Genomic DNA, 19,862 nt, shown 5'->3' with positions numbered 1-19,862 from the left:
CCGCGACCAGCTCAGCGACCCACCCCCACAACCCGAAACCAGCCCACCCCACACCGACACCCCCCAACCCGGGACGCGGGACGCGCCCCAGGCCTGATCACCCACCGGAACACCCACGACGACACGATCACCGTCGCAGACGTCATCGGTCGCCACTCGCGTGCCCGGCCTCCTCGACGAAACGGTGTCAGGTGTCCCGTGAAGCCGCACGGGGCGCCTCAGGGAGATGGAGGGCACACCCATCCGGGGCAGCGGTGGCCCGCGTTCTTGGCGCTGGTGGCTGTGGTGATGAGGTGCTCAAGCCGGTCACGGGTGTCCACCAGGCTGCCGATCCGCTCTTCGATGCGGTCCCGTTCGGCCGACAGCCGGTCGAGCAGTTCGGGTGTCACCTCGCCGGTCTCGATGCACGGCAGCAGTTCCACGATCGTCTTGCTCGGCAGCCCCGCGGCGTACAACTGCTGGATCAGCTGGACGCGGCCGAGCGCGCTGCGCGGGTAGTGCCGCTGCCCGCTGGGGGTGCGCACCGAGGCCAGCAGATCGTGTTCTTCGTAGTAGCGCAGGGCCCGCACGCTCACGCCCGCCTTGGCGGCCAGTTCGCCGATACGCATGGACACCCTCCTCGCGACCTCGGTCATAACACTTGCCTCTGACGTCAGCGTCAGGTTTTAGCGTAGCCCGTGAACGACCTGAACAAGAACGGCTCAGGCCCACCAGGAGGCAACCATGAAGATCGCCGATTCCGTCGCGCTCGTCACCGGCGCCAACCGTGGCATCGGCCGGCACTTCGCGCGGCAGCTGCTGCAGCGGGGTGCGGCGAAGGTCTACGCGACCGCGCGCACACCCGAGCTCGTCGACATTCCCGGCGTGCAGGTGCTCCGGCTCGACATCACCGACCCGGCGTCGGTCGCCGCCGTGGCGGCCGCCGCGGGCGACGTCACATTGTTGATCAACAATGCCGGCATCGCCACCTATCAGAACCTCGTCACCGGAGAGCTGGAGAAGGTCCGGTTGGAGATGGAGACGCACTACTTCGGCACGCTCAACGTGGTCCGGGCGTTCGCCCCCGTGCTGGCCCGCAACGGCGGCGGGTCGATCTTGAATGTCATGTCACTGTTGTCGTGGATGTCTTACGAGGGGGCCAACGCCTACAGTGCGGCGAAGGCGGCCCAGTGGAGCCTGACCAACGGCATCCGCCTGGAACTCGCACGTCAGGGGACCATGGTCACGGGCCTGCATCTGGGCAGCACCGACACCGACATGATGGCGGGCTTCGAGGTGGAGAAGAACGACCCCGCCGACGTCGTGCGCACCGCGCTGGACGGGCTCGAGGCCGGCAGGATCGAGATCCTTGCCGATGAGAACACCGTCCAGGTCAAGGCGGCCCTGTCCGCGGATCCGAGCGTGCTGTACCCGCAGACCGTCATGGGGGTCGATGCCGGCGGAAGTCGTTGATCGAGTGGTCCGTATCGGGAACCGCGGCCTGGATCGTGGTCACCGGCCGCCACGCGGCGGGGAAGTCCCCCGCGTGTTCGTCGTCAGCCTCTCCCCTGCGGACCGCCCGACGCTGCCCGCCGCCGAACGGTAGCCCCGGCGCGGCTCAGCAGCTCATAGGCGTATGCGGGGGAAGTTTCGGCATCGCTGCCGCGACCACTGGTACCGGCCCCCGGCACGAAACGCTAGCCCGTCGGCCGCGAGCGAGGCTCGCGTTCGGCGGGTGAGGAGGCGGACTTCGCGTCACGACGGTTGGCGTACACACTCGTGATCGTGATGGTGATCAGAACGGCGACGATGACCCCCAGCGAGACCGGGGTGGGAATCTCCGGGACCCACGTCCAGGTGCCGTGCGCCCAGTGCAGGACGAGCTTGATCCCGATGAAGGCCAGGATGACGCTGAGCCCGTGGTTCAGGTGCCGCAGTTTCGTCAGGACGCCCAGGAGCACGAAGTAGAGCGCCCGCAGGCCCAGCAGGGCGAAGGCGTTGGTGGCGAAGACGAGGAAGGGATCCTCGGTCACGCCGTACACCGCGGGCACCGAGTCGACGGCGAAGACGATGTCGGTGGCGAAGACGGCCACGATGGCCAGTGCCAGCGGGGTCAGAGCGCGGCGGCCGTTCTCGCGGACAACCAGGTGAGAGCCGCGGTAGTCGTCGGTGACCGGCATGAAGCGCCGCAGCAGCCGGATCGAGCGCATGGAGGAGATGTCGACCTTCTGCTCCTGCCCGCTCAGCGCGTCCCTGAGGATCTTCCAGGCGGTGACGATCAATATCCCGCCGAACAGCAGGAACGCCCAGGTGCCGCTCCGCAGGACGGCCGCCCCCAGCGCTATGAAGATCGCGCGCAGCACCAGGGCTCCGATGATGCCGTACAGCAGGACGCGCTGGGCCAGCACGGCGGGGACCGCGAAGGCCGACAGCAGCAGCATGAACACGAACAGGTTGTCGACCGACAGGGACTTCTCCACCACGTAGCCGGTGAAGAACTCCACCGCCACAACGGACCCGAAGGCCCTCCATACGTAGACGCCGAACAGCAAGGGCAGTGTCAGGTAGAAAACCGACCAGCCCACCGCCTCGCGCATCCGCACCTCGTGCGGGCGGCGGGTCAGCACGAAGTCCACGCCCAGCAGGACCATCAGAGCGGCCACGGTGATCGTCCACAGTCTCGGCGAACCGATCGTCTCAAGATCGGTTACCGACAGGATCGCCTCGGCGGACATGCAACCTCCTCGAACGCGCTCGGCTGTTCGAGGTCTCCTTCACCTATGCCTGCGGGCGGCCGCCCGGGGACGTCGCGAAACGTCCGTGCTGACCGGATCGGCTCTTGGAAGTACTCCCCTCGTCCCTCCAGGTTAGGTGGATCCCCGAGGGGCGCTCTACCTCAGGGGTGCGTTTGACTATGGGCCTGAGCTGCACCGATAGTGGAATTGATACGGAGGGGAGTACCCACCGTCCGACACCCCGATCGTCATCACGGTCCCCGAGCACAGGGAGACCCGGCGGGGTGGCCCTCGTGCGATACGGGGGTGTGGGAAGACCTTCGTCCTCGTCGCCACATGATCACAGCGAGGTCGAGGGAGGACTTGATGTCGACCGCCGCGCTTCTCGAAATTCTGCTGGGTGTGCTGCTGACGATCTCCGCGATCGCCACCGTCGCCGTTCTGTGGCCGGGCAGGCCCGGGCCCCGGCTGCCGCTCCCTCCCGAACCGCCTCCTCCGCGCCGCCCACCGGTGACCGGCATGAGGCGCCGGGACGTGACAGGTCGAAGGCGCCGCACACCGCCTCCGGGCAGAAGGCCGAGGGCGAGGGCGAGAGTGAGACCCGCCGGACCCGACCGGCGGGCTGTTTCCGGGGCGACGGCGTTGGGCGCCGGCGTTGGCGAGGAGCCGGGCCGAGCCCCCTGAGCAGGCTTCGCCACACCGGTCTCGTCCCGGACGGGGCCCCGGTGAGGTTCAGCCGGTCTCGTCCCGGTCAGGGCCCCGGTGAGTCTCAGTCGGTCTCGGCTCGCAGCTCAGCGGTGATCGCGCGCTCCCTGAGCTGGGCGGACTCGGCGCGCAGGGCCTCCATCTGCTCGCGCAGATCCGTCAGGCGCATCTGTTCCATGGCCAGCCGCATGCGCGCCTCGTCGCGTTCGGCGAGTGCCTCGGCGGCTGTGGCCGCCGCGCGCTCCCCCGCCTCGGCGATCTTCTCGGCGGTTCGTTCCTCGGCTTTGGCCATCCGGCGCGCCGTCCGCCTTTCCAGCTCGGCCGCCTGCTTGTCCACTCGTTCCGCCCGCGTACGCGCCTCGGCCGCTTCGGCCAGAGCCTGAGCACGCGCGGTCGCCTCGGTGTCGGCGCGCGCCAGTGCCCGGTCCCGCTCCGCCTCGGCCGCGTCGGCGCGCGCCGACGCGGCCGAGGCGACACGCTCGGCCTGGCCTCTGGCCTCCTGAGCCTTCCTGGCCTCCTCCAGCGCCCGGTCCCGCTCGGCACGCGCCTGACCGGCCTGCTCCTGATCGTGGAGGGCGCGCGCCTCGGCCCGGCGCGCCTCGGTCTCGGCGGCCTCCACCCGTTCGGCCATCTCCCGCAGCGCCGCGTCCCGGGCGGCCTCGGCCCGCTGGGCCCTGCGGGTGGCCTCCTGCTCGGCCTGTCTGGCCCGGCGTTCGGTGCTGGCCGCCTCGTGCAACGCGGCCAGCGCCTGCTCCCTGGCGGTCTCCGCGTCGGCCAGCGCGGTGTCGCGTTCGGCGTTGGCCTCCTCCACGCGGCGTGACATCGCATCCCGCTCGCGCCGGGCGTGCTCGGAGGCCTCCCGCGCCAGGCGTACCTGCTCGAAGGCCTGTTCACGCTCGGTGCGCGCGATCGCCACCCGGGTGTGAGCCTCGGCCTGCACCGCGCTCACCTTGGCCTCGACCCCCGCCGGGCTCAGCTCCTCCGACAGCACCTGCGCCAGCGGGGCGATCGCCGCGATCATCCCCTTCTCCATGCGCTCGTAGAACTCCTCGGCCCTGGCCAGCGCCCCCTCAAGGCCCGGCGTCGCCCGCCGCATCTCGCGTTCGCGCTTGGCCACCGCCTGGCAGTTCCCCTGCGCGCAGTATGCCCTCGGCCGCCCCCGCCCGGGCCGCTGCTCGATCGGCGTCCCGCAGTGTTTGCACGGCGTCACCGCGCCCGGCTCCTGCATGCCGGAAGCCTACTGACACCTTCGATTTTCCAGAAATTAGAAAATAATAAATACGATTCATTGCGTTGCGGCCCGGCCGGGGCAACCACCGATCGACCAGCGGTGTCCTGTCTCGCTGTTGTCCTGTCTCACTCAATCTGAGGCAGTCTCATCCAAACTGAGGTATTCGGCGGTTCGTCTCACCCATCTGAGGCATGATCATCAACCAGCCACCCCCAAGCTGAAAGCTCGCCTCGTTGGCTGAACATCCAGGTCAGAGGCGGTTTCTGTGTCCTAACTGGTCATGTTGTCGGCAGGAATCGGAGCCTCTTCCTCCAGAGATGCCTCCTCTGAGGCCGGTCGAGAGCCTCAAGGCCCGAACAGCGCTACGCAACGTTGCGCGGCGTCTTGGCCCTTTGACACGCTGTTGGTCGACCTGGAACAACAAGCGACACACCTGTCCCGGACAGGCTTCGTACACGTTCGTCCATTGGTGATCACGGTCCCGAGACCGCACAAGCACGAATGAAGCCGTGATCCTCCCCCTCGTGCCTCTCCCAGAGACCGCCAGGTCGCGGTGATGCTCGTGAGCAGGACGGTGACTTCTTCCGGAGCGGCGACCATCCCTCGTGACCGATGACGCATTCGTGGACTGGTCAGTCCAGGCCGCAGCGCGTTCGGCGTACGGGATGAAGACACCCATCCAGCTCACGCTTCGATAAACGTCGCCGGGACCTGGTCGGTCAGACGGAGAGGTTCGGTGTGGGTGAGCCACCAGCAGGGGGTGAGCACAAGGCCATCCAAGCGAAATTTTATCGATCATGAGGTGGATCTTCATTTCGCTCGCCGCGATCGAGCCGATCATGCCTGTTCAGAGCGTCGACTGCCTCAAGTAGATGAGAAAAACCATGGAATGCCTCAAGTTGAATGAGACAGTTTCATCGCAACCAGGAGGCAATGCTAGCCAACGTGTTCGAAAAAGCGAGTGAAGATTGGGTTTGTTGATATGCCTCAGATTGAATGAGACAGGACAGGGAGTCCCGGGCGCGGTGGCCTATGTTCAAGGCGGCCGGGAGCAGGTCGAACGCCTCCTCCCTGTCCTCTCGCTTGTCGCCGCCCTGGCCGGGCTTGCCTTCGTTGCTTACTGCGTTTACCGAATCACCTTCGGTGAACGACGGGAAACCCAGCGTGCCGAACACGCCCGGCAGGCCCTGCAACGGGCGGAGACCTCCCTCGGCGAGGCCGACCGGCTGGCCCTGCCAGCGCTGTGGGACGTGACCCACAAGCGGCTGGACTACTACCACCAGATCGCCACCACCCAGGCCCGGCAAAGCTTCCGCAACGCCCAGATCGCCATGACCGTGGGTTTCGTGCTGCTGGTCGTCTTCGCCGTGCTGGCCCTTGGAGCCACCACCCCCACGGCCAGCATCGTCACCGGCGCCCTGGGCGCGGCCGCGGCCGCGTTCGCCGCCTACATCGGCCGCACCTTCGTCCGCTCCCAGGAAAGCGCGGCCGGCCACCTGCGCGCCTACTTCGACCAGCCACTGGAGTTCTCCCGCTACCTGGCCGCCGAGCGCCTGCTGGAGGCGATGGAGACCCTCGAGCCCGAGCAGCGCGCCGCCATCGCCGGTGACCTGCTGCGCGCCATCGTCACCCCCGGCCAGCCCGCCCTCGGACCCTCCGCCGCCGATAGCGCCAAGGACCCCGCGTGAGCACCGACCTCACCCCTGCCACCGCCGCCCTTCTCGTCCCCGTCGCCGCGCCCGGTATCGTGCTGCGCGGCACGCCGCCGGCTCGCGACGAGTACGAACTGGCCAACCGGATGCGCGTCACCGGACTGGAGCCGCGCGCGCTGCCCGCCACGGCGGCGTGGCTGTCCAGCGAGAAGCGCAGCTCCCCGGCCACCCGGCGCGGTTACTCCCAAGACCTGTCGTGGTGGCTGGCCTATCTCGAGGTCCGCGGCCTGGACGAGATGGACGTCGCGCCGCTGGAGGCCGACCTGTACGGCGCCGCGCTACGTGAGGCGGCCCTTGCTCCGGCGACCCGCGAGCGGCGTATCTCCGCGGCCTCCTCCTGGTATCGCTACCTGATGCGCGCAGGCGTCGCCGCCCGCAACCCCTTCACCGACATGGAACGCGCCCAACCCCCCGCGCGCTTCAAGACCCGCGGCCTTTCCAAGGCCGAGCTGGACCGGATGCTCGCCCACGCCCACGCCCACGCCCAGGCCGAGGCGATCGCCGCGGCGCACGAGCTGGGCCGGGCCGCCCCCTCCCAGGTCCGCGACAGCGCGCGAGCCTACGCGATGCTCTGCCTGTTCGTGGTCACCGCCTGCCGAGTCGGCGGCATCATCGACGCCCAGCTGTCCTCCCTCGGCTACGACGCCGGCCACCGGATCATCGACCTACCGGCCAAAGGCCCCCAAGGCACGACGCTGCGCGCGGCGATCCCGCCGTATGCCCACGCCGCCCTGGAGCGCTCTCCGGCCTACCGGCTCGGCCAAGCCTTCGCCCAGGGCGAAACCCACGCGCAGCAGACGATCGCAGGCTTTTGCCCGTGAGCCCGTCCTTGGTATCGGTGGGCCCGCCCGCCACGCCGACGTGCTCCAGATCGGGCGCGCAGATGACGGCAAGGACGGCCAGCACTCAGCCGGACTGACTTCGAGCTCTTCACAGGCCGGTCACGCTTGCCGGGTGAGGAGATCACGGGTACGCGCCGGGCAATAGGGGTGCCGTTAACGAACGTGTCGCCAGCCCCAAATGAGCATGAAGCCGCAGGTCAACGGCGTGCCGTGGAGACCATGACGGCTCGGGGCACTCGTTCTTTCCCCAGGAGGAGGACCGCCTGGTCTGGGTGATCGACTTGGTTGACGGCTGGTGACACGTTCGTTAACGGCACCCCAAATCCGGCACGACACCGCCCCGGCGAACGCCCTCCGTCGTCGTCGTACGGAGCCACGAGGACCGCATTCCGGATGGGGGTTGTGCGGGCTCGCGACAGCTCCGGCGGCGCGGCCGATGACCGTGGCGGGCATGGGCCACAGGCTGCCGCCGGAGACGCACGAGGAGCCGGCCGCCGCCGTGCACGCGCACACGGCCGGGTGGCGCCCGGCGCGGACGGCGCCGTCCGCGCCGGATCGGCCCGCCGGGAGAACCTGGCGCCCCGTCTCTGACCGCGACCTTGACTGGGGCGTAAGTTTTCTGTTTTCCCTATGTACGGCGGCCCCCGGGCGATGCACGATCAACATCCGGCACACCCCCTGGCAAAGGTAGGTCCCTTGTCCAAACGCCATGCCCTCCGCATCGCCCTCGTCATCGCCGCGGTCCTCGGCTGGACCGTGGTCCCCGCCGGTACAGCGACCTCCGACTCCGTCGCGCCGCCCGGCTCCATGTCGGGGCTAGGCGACTCGATCACCCGCGGGTTCAACGCCTGCGGCTGGTTCGCCGACTGCACCAGCCGGTCGTGGTCGACGGGGTCGAGCACCTCGGTCGACAGCCACCGCAACCGGATCAGGACGCAGAACCCCGATCTCACCGCCTACAACGACGCCCGGTCGGGCGCGAAGATCGCCGACCTCGCCGGGCAGGCGAGGACCGCGGCCTCCCGGGGGGTCGACTACGTGACGATCCTGATGGGCGCCAACGACGCGTGCGCCTCCTCGGAGTCGTCGATGACCTCGGTCGCCGACTTCGAGAGCCGCTTCCGGGCGGCGATGCAGGAGCTGGCGGCCGGGATCCCGCAGGCGTCGGTGTTCGTCGCCAGCATCCCCGACATCAAGCGCCTGTGGGCCGTCGGCAAGGACAGCTCCTCGGCGCGCACGGCCTGGGCCGCCTTCGGCATCTGCCAGTCGATGCTGGCCGCTCCCCGTTCGACCTCCGCCGAGGACGAGGCGCGCCGTGACCGGGTCAGGCAGCGGGTCGTCGACTTCAACGGCGTGCTCGCCCGGATCTGCGCGGAGTACGGCACGTGCAGGTACGACGGCGGCGCCGTCTTCTCCTACCCCTTCACGCTCGGGCAGCTCAGCACCTGGGACTACTTCCATCCCAGCACCAGCGGGCAGCGGGCCCTCGCCGAGGTGACCTACCAGGTCCTCCAGGCCGCCCCGGTGGCGGTGCCCGACGCGTGAGCCGTCATGAGGTACGGGCGGGGCGGTCCGGCTCCCCGGGCCCCCCGGCCCGTTCCAGCAGGGCGCGGACCTCCTCGGCCTCCGGGACACCGAGCTCCCGGTAGAGGCCGAGGGCCAGCCGCCCGTGCTCACCGGCCCGCTCGGGGCACCCGAGCGCGAGGTGGGCGCGTGCCAGCCCGTCGTGGGCACGCGCCCGCTCCGGCCGGTTGCGCGTCCGGCCGGTGAGCGCGAGCGCGGCCGTGTGCTCCTCGACCGCCCGGGCGGGGTCGTCGGCCGCCTCGGCCAGCCCGTTGAGCGCGGCCGCCTCGTCGGCGGTGTTGCCGAGCTCGCCCTGACGCCGCAGGACGACGCCGAGTTGGTCGAGGGTCATCGCCTCCCCCGCCGGGTTGCCGACCTTGCGGTGCAGCGCCAGTGCCAGGTCGAGGTAGCGCCGGGCCTCCTGCGGACGGCCCGCCCGGTCGAGGACGAGGGCGAGGATGCCGAGCACGTGGGCCTCGCCCCAGGTGTCGGCGCCGATCCGGGTGAGGTCGAGTGCCCGCTTGAGGTACGGCTCGGCCCGCTCGTCCCGCCGCCGCAGCGCCACGTTGCCCAGCGTGAGCAGCGCCAGGGCCCGTTCGCCGGCCTCCTCGCACATGTCGAGGGCCTGGTGGGCGTGCTCCTCCGCCCGCTCGTACTCGCCGAGCCGCCAGTGGGTCCACGCCAGGTCGGCGAGGGCGCGCGCCTGGACCGCGCGGTCGCCGAGCGCGCGGCTGCGCTGGAGCGCCAGGGAGTGCAGGGTGAGCGCGTCGTCGTGGTGGGCCCGCCGGTCGAGGAAGGGGCGTATCGTCAGAGCCAGGAGGCCGAGGCAGATCTCGGGGCCGTGGACGGCGGTCGCGATGATGTTGGAGCGTTCGGCGTCGAGCCAGGCGCTCGCCTCCGCGGCGTCGCGGATGGGCGCGACCGGGGTGGCCGGCTGGGGGACGCCCTCGCGCCGGCCGACGCTGTCGGGGAAGAGCCGGTCCATCGCCGCGCGGGAGCGGTGCAGGTAGTAGGCGAGCAGCCGCATGACGGCGCCGTCGTCCTCGGCGATCGAGCGGGCGTGCTCGCGGAGCAGGTCGTGGAAGGTGTAGCGGCCGGGTTCGAGCTGCAGGAGCATGTGGGCGTCGAGGAGTCCTTCGAGGAGCTCCTCGGCCTCCTCCTCCCCGATCCCCGCCAGCGCGGCCGCGCCGCAGGGGTCGATGTCGCGGCCGGGCACCAGCCCGAGCAGGCGGAACATGCGCCGCTCGGCCTCGCCGAGGTGCTCGTAGGAGAGGGTGAAGGCCGCCGACACCCCGTCCAGGAGCCGGCGGTGGTCGCGCAGCCTGCCGGCGAGGTAGGACACGGTCCAGCGGGGGCAGTGCTGGAGGCGGGCGGCCGAGATGCGGATGGCGAGCGGGAGGTGCCCGCACAGCCGCAGCACCTCGCGTACGGCGCCGGGCTCGCGGCGGGCGCGCTCGCCCACGATCCGCTCGAACAGCCCGGCGGCGTCCTCCTCCCCCAGCAGGTCGACCGAGAGGGCGTGGGCGCCCTCCAGGTCGACGAGCCGCCGCCTGCTGGTGACCAGGACGAGGGTGTCGGAGCGCCCCGGCAGCAGGGCGCCCCGCTCGGCCGCGTTGACCGGGATGCGGTCGGCGGGCACCCCGAGCTGGCGCAGGAGTGCCTCCAACGCGGCGGCGGGGTCGACCGGCTCGCGGTCCGCGGTATGGGCCAGCAGGTCGATGAAGAGCCGTCCGTCCGGATGGCGGGCGGCGAGCCGGTGGGCCGCGTGGACGGCGAGGGCGGTCTTGCCGACCCCGGCCATGCCGTCGATCGTGACGACCGCCGGGCCGCGGTACTCGCCCGCGAGCCGCTCCAGCTCGGCGGCCCGGCCGGAGAAGTCGGGGATGTCGTAGGGCAGGAAGGTGGAGCGCCGCGGCGGGCCGGCGGGCACCGGCTCCACGCCGTCGGAGCGCAGGGCCGGATCGTCGGCCAGGACCGCCCGTTCCAGCTCGGTGAAGGCGCGCCTGGGGTCGAGGCCCTGCTCGTCGGCGAGGGCCCTGCGGTGGGAACGCGCCGCCGCCAGGGCGTCGGCCTGGCGTCCCGCCCGGTGCAGGGCCAGGACGAGGTGGCCGGCGAGCCTCTCGCGCAGCGGGTCGGCGCTCACCTGGGCGGCGAGCTCGTCGAGCAGCTCGCCGTGCCGCCCGGCGGCGAGCTCGGCCTCCACCAGGCGCTCGTACGCCGACAGCCGCCGGTCCCGCCACAGCTCCCGGACGCCGTCGACGTAGTGGGCGTGCACGTCCTCCAGCGCCTCGCCGCTCCACAGGTCCAGGGCTTTTCGCAGCTCACCGGCGGCCACCAGCTCGGTGAACTCCCGCGCGTCGAGCTGCCCGGCCTCGGGCTGCGCGACGTAGCCGCCAGCCCGCGTCTCGAGGAGCCGTTCGGCGCCCGCGCCGCGCAGCGCCTTGCGGATCGCGGTGATCGAGGCACGGCCACTGGGGCTTCTATTCGGCCGACCGCGACCCGGCCACCTATTGGGAGGTCCCGGCGTTCGTGAACTCGGTGTCGGTCAACTACGCCTTCGAGGGCGGCCGCCGCACGACGGACAAGGTGGTGGTACAGCTCCCGGCCGGCGAGCCGGCCCGGACGCTGACGATGTCGGTCCAGGCGGCCTACGTGGGCACGGTGGACAACGTCACGGTGAGCCCGGCGCAGAGCTACAGCTTCAACCCGGCCACCGGCAACAAGGTCACGATCACCTTCCCGCCGGTCCACGGGTGCTGCCTGTCGCTGAGCTTCCCGAGCGGCCCCTGGTCGCCGACCATCAAGATCGCCGAGGTGTAGGCGTTCTCCGCGGCCGGCAAGAACGCGGCCCTCGGCCGGCCGGTGCAGGGCAGCGCGCAGCCGGGGTACGGCACGGCGAACACGGTGGACGGCAACGCCGCCACCTACTGGGAGAGCGCCAACAACGCCTTCCCGCAGTCCCTAACCGTGGACCTCGGCGCGACCTGCCGGATCTACCAGGTGGAGATGGCACTGCCGCCGTCGTGGGGTGCCCGCACCCAGACGCTGTCCATCGAGGGCAGCACCGACGGCGTCACCTACCGGCCGATCGCCGGATCGCGGGCGTACGCCTTCAACCCGGCCTCCGGGAACGCCGTGTCGACGAGCTTCAACATGGTCGCCGTACGGTACGTCCGGCTGGTGTTCACAGCCAACACCGCGTGGCCCGCCGGCCAGCTCTCGGAGCTACGGGTCCTCGCCTCCTGACCCTCCTGATCCACTGTCGTTCTCGCCGGGTGCCCTCCATGTCGTGGGGGGCACCCGGCCTCGTTTCATGCGGAATACGGCGGATCCCCTTGAGTCCTGCATACTGAATATGCATACTTAGTATCTATGTCGATCAGGCACGGGCTGCTCGCCCTGCTCAGCAGGGGGCCTCGGCACGGCTATCAGCTGCGGGTGGAGTTCGAGGGGTCGACCGGGGCGACCTGGCCGCTCAACATCGGCCAGGTCTACACGACGCTGTCCCGCCTGGAGCGCGACGGGCTGGTCGAGCCGGGCGAGTCGGACGAGCAGGGCCGGGTCGTCTACACGATCACCGCGGCCGGCCTGGCGGAGATGGCGCGATGGTTCGGCACCCCGGTCGTCCAGTCCGACCGGCCGCGGGACGAGCTGGTCATCAAGCTGGCCATGGCCGTCGCGGCGAAGGAGGTGGACGTCGCCGAGGTCATCCGCAGGCAGCGGACTGCGACCATGCGCGCCCTCCAGCAGCTGACCAAGGCCAAACGAGCGGCCACGGAGCGAACCGCCACCGAAGGCGCGGCCCAGCGGCTCGTGCTCGATTCCATGATCTTCCAGGCCGAGGCCGAGCAACGGTGGCTGGACCACTGCGAGGCCGTTCTCAAGGAGGAAAGATGACGGTCGTACGACTGGCCGAGGTGACCAGGGTCCACGGCGAGGGAGCGACGGCCGTCCACGCCCTGAGGGGCGTGAGTCTCGAGGTCGGCGCGGGAGAGCTGGTCGCGGTCATGGGCCCGTCCGGGTCGGGCAAGTCGACCCTGCTCAACCTCGCGGGCGGGCTCGACCGGCCCACGTCGGGGACGGTGCACCTCGGAGAGCAGGACCTGGCCGCCGTACGCGACCTGGCGGCACTGCGCCGCCGCGGGGTCGGCTACGTCTTCCAGGACCTCAACCTGATCACCTCGCTGACGGCGGCGGAGAACGTGATGCTGCCGCGCGAGCTCGACGGCGTGCGGTCACGCCTCGCCAGGCAGGAGGCCGTGGCCGTGCTGGCGGAGATCGACGTGGCACACCTGGCCGACCGCTTCCCCGACGAGCTGTCCGGTGGCCAGCGCCAGCGGGTCGCGATCGCCCGCGCCCTGGTGGGCGAGCGGCGCCTGCTGCTCGCCGACGAACCGACCGGCGCGCTCGACACGCGCGCTGGCGACGAGATCCTGCAGATACTGCGCGCCCGCTGTGACGCGGGTGCGGCGGTCCTGCTCGTCACCCACGAGCCGCGCTACGCCGCCTGGGCCGACCGGGTGGTGTTCCTCCGCGACGGGACGATCGCCGATTCCACGGACGTGTCACTGGAGAGCGCCCGGTGAGCGCCGTCCGCGTCGCGCTGCGCGTCGCCCGACGGAGCGCGTGGCGTTCCCGGGGACGCAGCGCGCTCATCATGGTGATGATCGGCCTGCCCGTCCTGGTGATCACAGCGCTCCTCACCCTCGCCGAGACGATGCAGGTCACGCCGCGGGAAGGACTGGTGGCCACGCTCGGCACCGCCGACGTCCACCTCTCGCAGGCACCCGAGGGTACGGTGCTCCAGCAGGATCCGACCGGGGGGAACTGGAGCACGGGCGACGACGGGGCGACCGCGCCCAGGCCCGGTGCCGCCGAGGTGGCGGCACTGCTCGGACCGGGCACCCGGCTGCTCCCCTTCAACACCGGCATGCTCCGGCTGGGCACCGAGCCGGTCGACGCGCTGGAGACCGACCTGCGCGACCCCCTCACCAGGGGGATGCTGACGCTGAGCGAGGGCAGGCTCCCCTCCGCCCGCGAGGTCGCGGTGACCCCCGCGCTCGGCCTGCGGCCCGGCGACCTCCTGCGGCCGTCCGGCGCGGCGCCGCTGACGGTGGTGGGCGTGGTCGAGCACCCGCACCAGCCCTCGCTCCGCAAGGTCGTGGGCCCGGACCTCCCCCTGGCGCCGGACGAGTTGTGGTCCCCGCGCGAGTACGGCGACGGCTGGCTCGCCGACACCGCGAAGCCGGTGTCCTGGACCGACGTGCCCGCGCTGAACGCGGCCGGCCTGTTCGTCACCTCCCGCACCATGATCACGGACTCGTCGTGGTCCCCGGTTCGCGACCCGGCCGCGACGGTCCAGTACACGGTCGGGATCGGCGCCATGGTGATCATGGTGGTGCTGGTGACCGTCCTGCTGGCCGGGCCCGCCTTCGCGGTCGGGCTCCGCAGGCGGCGCAGGGAACTGGCCGAGATCGCCGCGCAGGGCGGCTCGGCCAGGCAGCTGCGCACGATCGTGCTGGCCGACGGGCTGGTCCTCGGCGCCCCGGCCACCCTCGTCGCGACGGCGCTGGGCATCGCGGCCGGGGTGCTGGGCGCCCCAGTCCTGGCACGCTGGGGCGGGCAGGCCGGCCCGCCGGGAGTGCCGTGGCCGCCGGTCCTGTGCGTCGCCGCGTTGGGCCTGCTCACCGGGCTCGTGGCGGCGCTGGTGCCCGCCGTACAGGCCGCCCGGCAGAACACCGCGACCGTGCTGGCCGGGCGCGCGCCCACGGCACCCGATCGGCGGGGCTGGCCCCTGCTCGGAGCCACGCTGGTACTGGCCGGACTGGGCGCGACCGTGGTGGCGCGGCGCCAGCCGGGCTCGGTGTGGGTGCTCTCCTCCGCGGTGCTGGTCCTGCTCGGGCTAGTGGCGCTGACGCCGTGGCTGGTCCGCCAGACGGGACGGCCGGCCGCGCGGCTGCGGCTCCCGCTGCGGGTGGCCGTCCGCGACGCGGTCCGCCACCGGTCCCGGACGGCGAGCGCCGTGGCGGCCGTCATGGCGGTCACCGCCACGGTCGTGGCGGTGGGCATCGGCACCCACAGCGAGTACATGGACCGGCGCAACGCCTACACCTCGGCACGCCCGGCCGGCATGCTGGCGATCTGGGCCGGCACCGTCAACGACGCGACCTGGAAAAAACTCCGCGCCGAGGCGGCCCGCCAACTGCCCGGCGTGCCGCTGGCCACCGGCTACCAGGCGAGGAACGCCGACAACCGCCGCTACGCGCTGCGGTACACGGTGCGCTGGAACGGGATACACACGCGTCGCACGGCGGCCATCGGCGACCAGGCCCTGCTCAGGCTCCTGCAGGGGCGCCACGACCCGCGGGCGGCCGCGGCGCTGGCGAGCGGCAAGGCCGTGGTGTTCGACGCCGCCGCGCTGCGGAACGGCAGGCTGGCCCTGCGGGCGAGCTCCACCTCCGGCCCCCCGCGCAGGCTGGAGGTGCCCGCCGTACTGGCCACCCCCGCCGACGAGCACCAGGGCGGCGCCCTGCTGCCGCGCGCCCTGGTCGAACAGGCCGGTTTCTCGACGACGGAGAGCCAGCTCTACGCCATGCACCGCCTGCCGGCCGGTTCAAGGCTGTGGCGTGACCTCCACAAGGTGACCCCCCGCGTCACGGTCGCCTCCGAGGAGGGCTACCGCAACACCCCCGACCCCGGGCTGTGGGGCTGGCTTGTCGGCGCCCTCGTCCTCGTCGTCGGCGGCACGCTGGCCGCCACCCGCCTGGCCGCCGCCGACACCCGGCCGGAGCGGGCGACGATGGCGGCCATCGGCGCCCCGCCCGGGACCTTGCGGATGGTCGTGGCCGGCCAGGCCCTCTACATCTCCGGGCTCGGCGCGCTGGTGGGACTGGTCGCGGGGGCGGTGACGGGCGTGGCGCTGAGCCGGCCGATGACGACGCACGGCGCCGGCGATCCCGCCACGATCGCCGTGCCGTGGCCGTTCGTGGTCGCCGTGGTGGTGGGGCTGCCCGTCCTGGCGACCGCGGCGGCGCTGATCACCCGGACCCGGCCGCCCCTCGCCCGCCGTCCCCTGTGACCTTCGTCAGGCCCAGGGGTCGAAGGGGATGCCGCCGGGCTTGGAGCGCGAGAGGAGGTCCCCGAACCTGCCGTCATTGATCTTTATGGTCGCGGAGCCGAAGTTCGCGTTCATCAGCCTGTCGCGCAGCCAAGTACTGGGCCAGCCGTTCCAGTCCACCAGCGGAGGGTAGCGCCAGTTGTGGTAGTGGTTCTCCGGCGGCTCGTCGTTGCCGTTGGCGAGCCGGAAGAAGTGCGTGGACGCCCCGTCCTTGTGGTAGACGACCTTGGGGTGCGAGCCGTCGAAGCGCACCTGCGAGCGCGGGTAGGTCACGACGCCGCTGTGCTGCGTGGTCGAGACGTACTCCACCTGGTTGGAGGCCTGGTTCACCCAGGAGATGACGTGCTCCCAGTCGTGACGGTGGCCACCGAGGCTGATGCCGGCCAGCGCCTGGTCCTTCTCGAAGTAGCTGGCGTACACGATGGCGCACCAGCCGTTGTTGCACTTGGCGCGGGCGTAGGTCTGGGAATTGTCCAGGTCCGACTGGTCACGGCAGTTGCCGTTGACCGCGCCGGTCGGGTTCAGCCCCGCAGCGAGGGTCCCGTCCGGCCCGATGCCGGGGGTGGCGTAGCAGCCGTCACCGTCGTAGTCGTAGGCCGGAGAGAACGACGACTCGTACCCTCCGGCCGACTGGGGCAGGTTGCGGGGCGGATCGGCGTAGGCCGCCGACGCGGGGAGGACGATCCCCAGAACGGTGACACCGAGCACGATCCCGAACCGGGAACGCCCGCGCGCGGGGGACGCGGGAAGGGATGGGCTCCTCTCCGGCCCGGTCGCTGACTTCGATGCCCTCGGGGTGGACGTGAACGACCACGGCTTTCGCATTCTTCCGCTTTCTCGAAGGACTGCTCCATGACCTGACGACGCGTCGGCGTGGTGCTCGTCGGCGGCGTTCTCCGCACCGATGTGAGCGCGCCTCGCACCTGCACGGCACCACGAAACCGGTGCTTGATCAAGGTCTCCGCGGCAGATGGCGCCGACATGTATCGGCGACGGTCAGGAGGTGAACCACGAACGAAAGATCGCGAATCACCGGGCAGGAAGCCTCCCACGAGGCGCGTCGCGGCCGACGGGCCGGCTGGCCTCTCCAGGCGTCCCGTCACGGGGCATCCCGTCACGGGGCGTTCCGGCCTTGGCGCGGACCGGCGCAGATCGGTGGGGCCCGGTGGGACCCGGATCGTCCCCGGCGTGAACGCCCACGCGCCGCCGCGCGGAAAAGGTATCGTCCGGACGGGCGGGGGAACGTACCGTCGCCATTATGAAGCTGCTCTCGGTCAACGTCGGCCGGCCACGCCCCAACCCCTGGAAGGGGCTCGACTCGACGGGCATCGACAAGCGGCCCGTCGACGGCCCGGTCGCGGTCACCGCCCCCGGCCCCAAGGGCACCGGCGCGGTCGGACTCGCCGGTGACCGCGTCCACGACGTGAAACACCACGGCGGCTCCGACCAGGCCGTCTACGCGTACGCCCGCGAGGATCTTGACGGCTGGGAGGCCGAGCTGGACAGGCCGCTGCCGAACGGGGTCTTCGGGGAGAACCTCACGACCACGGGCCTGGACGTCAACGGGGCCCTGATCGGTGAGCGGTGGCGGATCGGGCCGGACGTCGTGCTGGAGGTGTCGTGCCCGCGCCTGCCCTGCGCGACGTTCCAGGGCTGGCTGGAGCGCGAGGGCTGGACCAAACGATTCACCCGGGCCGCACTGCCGGGCGCGTACCTGCGCGTGATCGAGCCAGGCGACATCCGCGCCGCCGACCCGGTCGAGATCGTGCACCGGCCCGCCCACAAGGTGACCGTCGCGCTCACCTTCCGGGCGATGACGTCGGAACCGGACCTGCTGCCCCGGCTGCTCGCCGCCGACGCCCTGCCGGAGGAGATCAGGGATCGAGCCCGCCGTCGCACCACCGCGTAGACACCGGCCTCGGCGGATCGGCCTGCCACCCGGCATGACGGGTGGAACATCACGACGGCGCAAACCGTCCGGGCCACCACCCCAAGGCGGATCGCCCGGCGTGACGGGCGGAACGTCACGATGGCTAGTGCTGTGACCGGAAACGTTTGCCGGGTTGAGCGATCACGCGGCGAGTGGAAGGGGGCGTCCGCCGAAGCGGATGCCCTTTTCGCTGCGGACGCGGGCACGTTTGCGGCGTTGGGCGGCCAGGAGGGTGGGGTGGCGGGCGTTGGCGTTGCGCCAGCGCAGGTAGGCGTGCAGGGCTCGGGTCTGCACCGTGTGGTTGGGATGGTCGGAGTTGGCGATGATGAACTGCCGCAGTGGCCCGAAGTGCGCCTCGATCGGGTTGGCCCAGGAGGCGTAGGTCGGGGTGAAGCACAACTCGACCTTGTGGCGCCTGGCCCAGGTGCGGATGCGCCAGTTCTTGTGCGCTGACAGGTTGTCCAGGATCACGTAGATCGGAGCGCCGTCCGGGCGGGCGGCACGGATTGACCGCCACGCGGCCCAGGTGGGAGCGATGCCTTTGCGGCGCCGGTTGACGCCCCACAACGTGTCGTCGCCGACGGAGTAGCAGCCGTGGAGGTAGGTGGTCCCATGAGTGCGGTGGTAAGTGGCCGGCAGCCGGTCCGGCCGGCCCTGTGGTGCCCAGCTCGTGCCGTGCGCGGGACGGATGCCCAAAGGACCGAACTCATCAAAGGCGAATGTCCCGAAGTCGCGGTCGCTCAGGTGATCGAACCCCTGCTCCGGGTGGACCACATGCCACTCCAGCAGGCGACCGGTTACCTCCTCATGCAGATCCTCATCAACGACCTGGGCCCACCGACAGTCTTGGCACGCCGCCACGAACTCTGCGCCTATACGCCGCCCGACGTCTACGAAGGGACGATGCGCTTCCTTCGTCATGCCGCCACGCTACGTCTGCCGCATGAAGCTCGAAAGGTAACTTTTCCGTTTCATCGATCATGAGGTAAATCTCCAGTTTGCTCCTGGTGATCGGACCGATCGTGCCTGCCCAGGACGTCAACTGCCTCAAGTAGATGAGAAAAACTGCAGGATGCCTCAAGTTGAATGAGACGGTTTCAGTGCGACCAGTAGAGCAATACTCGATAATGTGTTCTAAAAGATGAGCACAAATCGGATTAGTCGATGTGCCTCAGATTGAATGAGACAAGACCGGATGAGTTGTCTCATTCAATCTGAGGCACCGCAGGTCAGGGGCTTCCGGTGCCTCAGATTGAATGAGACGGGACAGAAGGCGAGCACCATCGGCTTCAACCGGCGGCTGTCGTGGACGTTGGCCGCGGACAGGCCGACGACCAGAGGCAGTCCGGCGCGTCCGACAGGAGGTGCAGCTTGGAACCGGGCTTACTCCGGTCCACGGGTGAAGGACCTGTGTGTTCGCCCCTTTTTCAGCGCGCACGTGCGCCGAGTCGAGCACCACGCGCGACACATCCAGCAGGCCATCGTGCGGCCCGTACCAGCCTATCTCGGCGGTCTCCAGTCGCCGAGGTGGGTGCGGACGGTCCGTTCGGCCGCCTGCTCGGGGGTCAGCTGCGGCCTGTTCTCCGGAACGGGGATCGCCGCTCCCGGACCGGAGTTGCGGTACTCGCCGAACCTGGCCTCCTGCCAGGGGTAGCCCGAGCTCATGTTCACGTACGGGGCGGTGGTGTCGGCCACGGGGCCGATCCAGGTCTCGCGCACGGTCAGCATCGGGACGGCGGTCGGGTCACTGCTCGGACGCCAGGGGCGGGCGAGGCCGTAGGAGCCGTCGGGGGCCTCACCGGTGACGCGGCACCTGGTGGCCAGGTAGCCGTGTGGGTTCGCGGCGGCGGTGCTCGGCGCGAACACGAAACCGTACGGCAGAAACGACACGTCGCGGGTCAGGGCGCGCAGCTCGCACCGGTCGAAGACCGCGGTGGCGCGGCCGAAGACGAAGTCGACGTCGCCCTCGATGTGGCAGCGGCGGTAGTACTGCCGGGCGAAGGTGGCCAGGCCGCGGGTGTCGGCGTACAGCGTGTCCTGGTGGCCGA

Annotated in this window: 17 protein-coding genes and 1 pseudogene; 11 read left to right on the top strand and 7 right to left on the bottom strand. The window is 70.8% G+C overall.

From position 1 onward, the window contains the following. Nucleotides 1-218: 218 nt before the first annotated feature. Nucleotides 219-608: a MerR family transcriptional regulator gene (locus ACVCAG_RS45060; protein ID WP_440089779.1), complete on the bottom strand. Its 390-nt coding sequence runs from the start codon at nucleotides 606-608 to the stop codon at nucleotides 219-221. Nucleotides 609-723: 115 nt separating this feature from the next. On the opposite strand from ACVCAG_RS45060, the gene ACVCAG_RS45055 reads away from it, so the two are divergent. After that, a complete protein-coding gene (locus ACVCAG_RS45055; protein ID WP_440089781.1) occupies nucleotides 724-1,452 on the top strand; it encodes an SDR family oxidoreductase in 729 nt (242 codons plus the stop codon). A gap of 224 nt (nucleotides 1,453-1,676) precedes the next feature. Here the strand turns inward: ACVCAG_RS45055 and ACVCAG_RS45050 are convergent, their stop codons facing one another. Both ACVCAG_RS45050 and ACVCAG_RS45045 read right to left on the bottom strand, forming a co-directional pair. Then, a complete protein-coding gene (locus ACVCAG_RS45050; protein WP_447191611.1) occupies nucleotides 1,677-2,714 on the bottom strand; it encodes a TerC family protein in 1,038 nt (345 codons plus the stop codon). 769 nt (nucleotides 2,715-3,483) lie between these two features. Then, nucleotides 3,484-4,647, bottom strand: coding sequence for a hypothetical protein (locus tag ACVCAG_RS45045; protein ID WP_447191610.1), 1,164 nt, complete (start codon nucleotides 4,645-4,647; stop codon nucleotides 3,484-3,486). Nucleotides 4,648-5,675: 1,028 nt separating this feature from the next. Here ACVCAG_RS45045 and ACVCAG_RS45040 point away from each other — a divergent pair. The 3 genes from ACVCAG_RS45040 to ACVCAG_RS45030 all read left to right on the top strand — a co-directional run bounded on the left by ACVCAG_RS45040 (nucleotide 5,676) and on the right by ACVCAG_RS45030 (nucleotide 8,749). Beyond that, nucleotides 5,676-6,338, top strand: coding sequence for a TRADD-N-associated membrane domain-containing protein (locus ACVCAG_RS45040; protein ID WP_447191609.1), 663 nt, complete (start codon nucleotides 5,676-5,678; stop codon nucleotides 6,336-6,338). After that, nucleotides 6,335-7,183: a site-specific integrase gene (locus ACVCAG_RS45035; RefSeq protein WP_440089787.1), complete on the top strand. Its 849-nt coding sequence runs from the start codon at nucleotides 6,335-6,337 to the stop codon at nucleotides 7,181-7,183. Before ACVCAG_RS45040 ends, ACVCAG_RS45035 begins: the two co-directional genes overlap by 4 nt. A 717-nt stretch (nucleotides 7,184-7,900) precedes the next feature. Continuing rightward, nucleotides 7,901-8,749, top strand: coding sequence for an SGNH/GDSL hydrolase family protein (locus ACVCAG_RS45030; protein WP_362850723.1), 849 nt, complete (start codon nucleotides 7,901-7,903; stop codon nucleotides 8,747-8,749). A gap of 4 nt (nucleotides 8,750-8,753) precedes the next feature. Here the strand turns inward: ACVCAG_RS45030 and ACVCAG_RS45025 are convergent, their stop codons facing one another. Continuing rightward, on the bottom strand, nucleotides 8,754-11,102 hold the full coding sequence (locus ACVCAG_RS45025; protein ID WP_440089789.1) for a BTAD domain-containing putative transcriptional regulator: 2,349 nt from the start codon (nucleotides 11,100-11,102) through the stop codon (nucleotides 8,754-8,756). Between the two features lie 194 nt (nucleotides 11,103-11,296). Here ACVCAG_RS45025 and ACVCAG_RS45020 point away from each other — a divergent pair, with 194 nt between their 5' ends. The 5 genes from ACVCAG_RS45020 (at nucleotide 11,297) to ACVCAG_RS45000 (ending at nucleotide 15,845) form a co-directional block, all read left to right on the top strand. Then, nucleotides 11,297-11,587, top strand: coding sequence for a hypothetical protein (locus ACVCAG_RS45020; RefSeq protein ID WP_440089791.1), 291 nt, complete (start codon nucleotides 11,297-11,299; stop codon nucleotides 11,585-11,587). A gap of 42 nt (nucleotides 11,588-11,629) precedes the next feature. Further along, nucleotides 11,630-12,013 (top strand): discoidin domain-containing protein, encoded by a 384-nt coding sequence (locus tag ACVCAG_RS45015; RefSeq protein WP_440089792.1) that lies wholly within the window; start codon nucleotides 11,630-11,632, stop codon nucleotides 12,011-12,013. A 126-nt stretch (nucleotides 12,014-12,139) separates the two neighbouring features. Further along, a complete protein-coding gene (locus ACVCAG_RS45010; RefSeq protein ID WP_362697914.1) occupies nucleotides 12,140-12,664 on the top strand; it encodes a PadR family transcriptional regulator in 525 nt (174 codons plus the stop codon). Beyond that, a complete protein-coding gene (locus tag ACVCAG_RS45005; protein WP_362851480.1) occupies nucleotides 12,661-13,353 on the top strand; it encodes an ABC transporter ATP-binding protein in 693 nt (230 codons plus the stop codon). Before ACVCAG_RS45010 ends, ACVCAG_RS45005 begins: the two co-directional genes overlap by 4 nt. Next, complete coding sequence (locus ACVCAG_RS45000) at nucleotides 13,350-15,845, top strand: FtsX-like permease family protein (RefSeq protein WP_440089793.1); 2,496 nt, start codon at nucleotides 13,350-13,352, stop codon at nucleotides 15,843-15,845. Before ACVCAG_RS45005 ends, ACVCAG_RS45000 begins: the two co-directional genes overlap by 4 nt. 6 nt (nucleotides 15,846-15,851) lie before the next feature. Here the strand turns inward: ACVCAG_RS45000 and ACVCAG_RS44995 are convergent, their stop codons facing one another. Next, nucleotides 15,852-16,592 carry an NPP1 family protein gene (locus tag ACVCAG_RS44995; protein ID WP_447191608.1) on the bottom strand — a complete coding sequence of 247 codons (741 nt, stop codon included), beginning with the start codon at nucleotides 16,590-16,592 and terminating at the stop codon, nucleotides 15,852-15,854. Nucleotides 16,593-17,142: 550 nt separating this feature from the next. Here ACVCAG_RS44995 and ACVCAG_RS44990 point away from each other — a divergent pair. Next, nucleotides 17,143-17,793 carry an MOSC domain-containing protein gene (locus ACVCAG_RS44990; RefSeq protein WP_440089896.1) on the top strand — a complete coding sequence of 217 codons (651 nt, stop codon included), beginning with the start codon at nucleotides 17,143-17,145 and terminating at the stop codon, nucleotides 17,791-17,793. Between the two features lie 162 nt (nucleotides 17,794-17,955). Here the strand turns inward: ACVCAG_RS44990 and ACVCAG_RS44985 are convergent. After that, a pseudogene (locus ACVCAG_RS44985) lies at nucleotides 17,956-18,537 on the bottom strand (transposase); the annotation flags it as partial. A 21-nt stretch (nucleotides 18,538-18,558) separates the two neighbouring features. Here ACVCAG_RS44985 and ACVCAG_RS44980 point away from each other — a divergent pair. Then, complete coding sequence (locus ACVCAG_RS44980; RefSeq protein WP_440089899.1) at nucleotides 18,559-18,798, top strand: hypothetical protein; 240 nt, start codon at nucleotides 18,559-18,561, stop codon at nucleotides 18,796-18,798. Between the two features lie 516 nt (nucleotides 18,799-19,314). Here the strand turns inward: ACVCAG_RS44980 and ACVCAG_RS44975 are convergent. After that, nucleotides 19,315-19,862: pectinesterase family protein (locus tag ACVCAG_RS44975; RefSeq protein WP_447191607.1), on the bottom strand; the 548-nt coding region annotated here is incomplete at its 5' end.

This window comes from Streptosporangium sp. G12, from assembly GCF_052983175.1.
Note: the sequence above shows the minus strand (reverse complement) of the source record. Positions and strands in the feature narration are given on the sequence as shown.

What these genes read in the sequence shown, in the direction of transcription:
- ACVCAG_RS45060 (WP_440089779.1), bottom strand. Translation starts at nt 608, where the DNA reads ATGCGTATCGGCGAACTGGCCGCCAAGGCGGGCGTGAGCGTGCGGGCC.
- ACVCAG_RS45045 (WP_447191610.1), bottom strand. Translation starts at nt 4,647, where the DNA reads ATGCAGGAGCCGGGCGCGGTGACGCCGTGCAAACACTGCGGGACGCCG.
- ACVCAG_RS45005 (WP_362851480.1), top strand. Translation starts at nt 12,661, where the DNA reads ATGACGGTCGTACGACTGGCCGAGGTGACCAGGGTCCACGGCGAGGGA.
- ACVCAG_RS45050 (WP_447191611.1), bottom strand. Translation starts at nt 2,714, where the DNA reads ATGTCCGCCGAGGCGATCCTGTCGGTAACCGATCTTGAGACGATCGGT.
- ACVCAG_RS45055 (WP_440089781.1), top strand. Translation starts at nt 724, where the DNA reads ATGAAGATCGCCGATTCCGTCGCGCTCGTCACCGGCGCCAACCGTGGC.
- ACVCAG_RS44990 (WP_440089896.1), top strand. Translation starts at nt 17,143, where the DNA reads ATGAAGCTGCTCTCGGTCAACGTCGGCCGGCCACGCCCCAACCCCTGG.
- ACVCAG_RS45010 (WP_362697914.1), top strand. Translation starts at nt 12,140, where the DNA reads ATGTCGATCAGGCACGGGCTGCTCGCCCTGCTCAGCAGGGGGCCTCGG.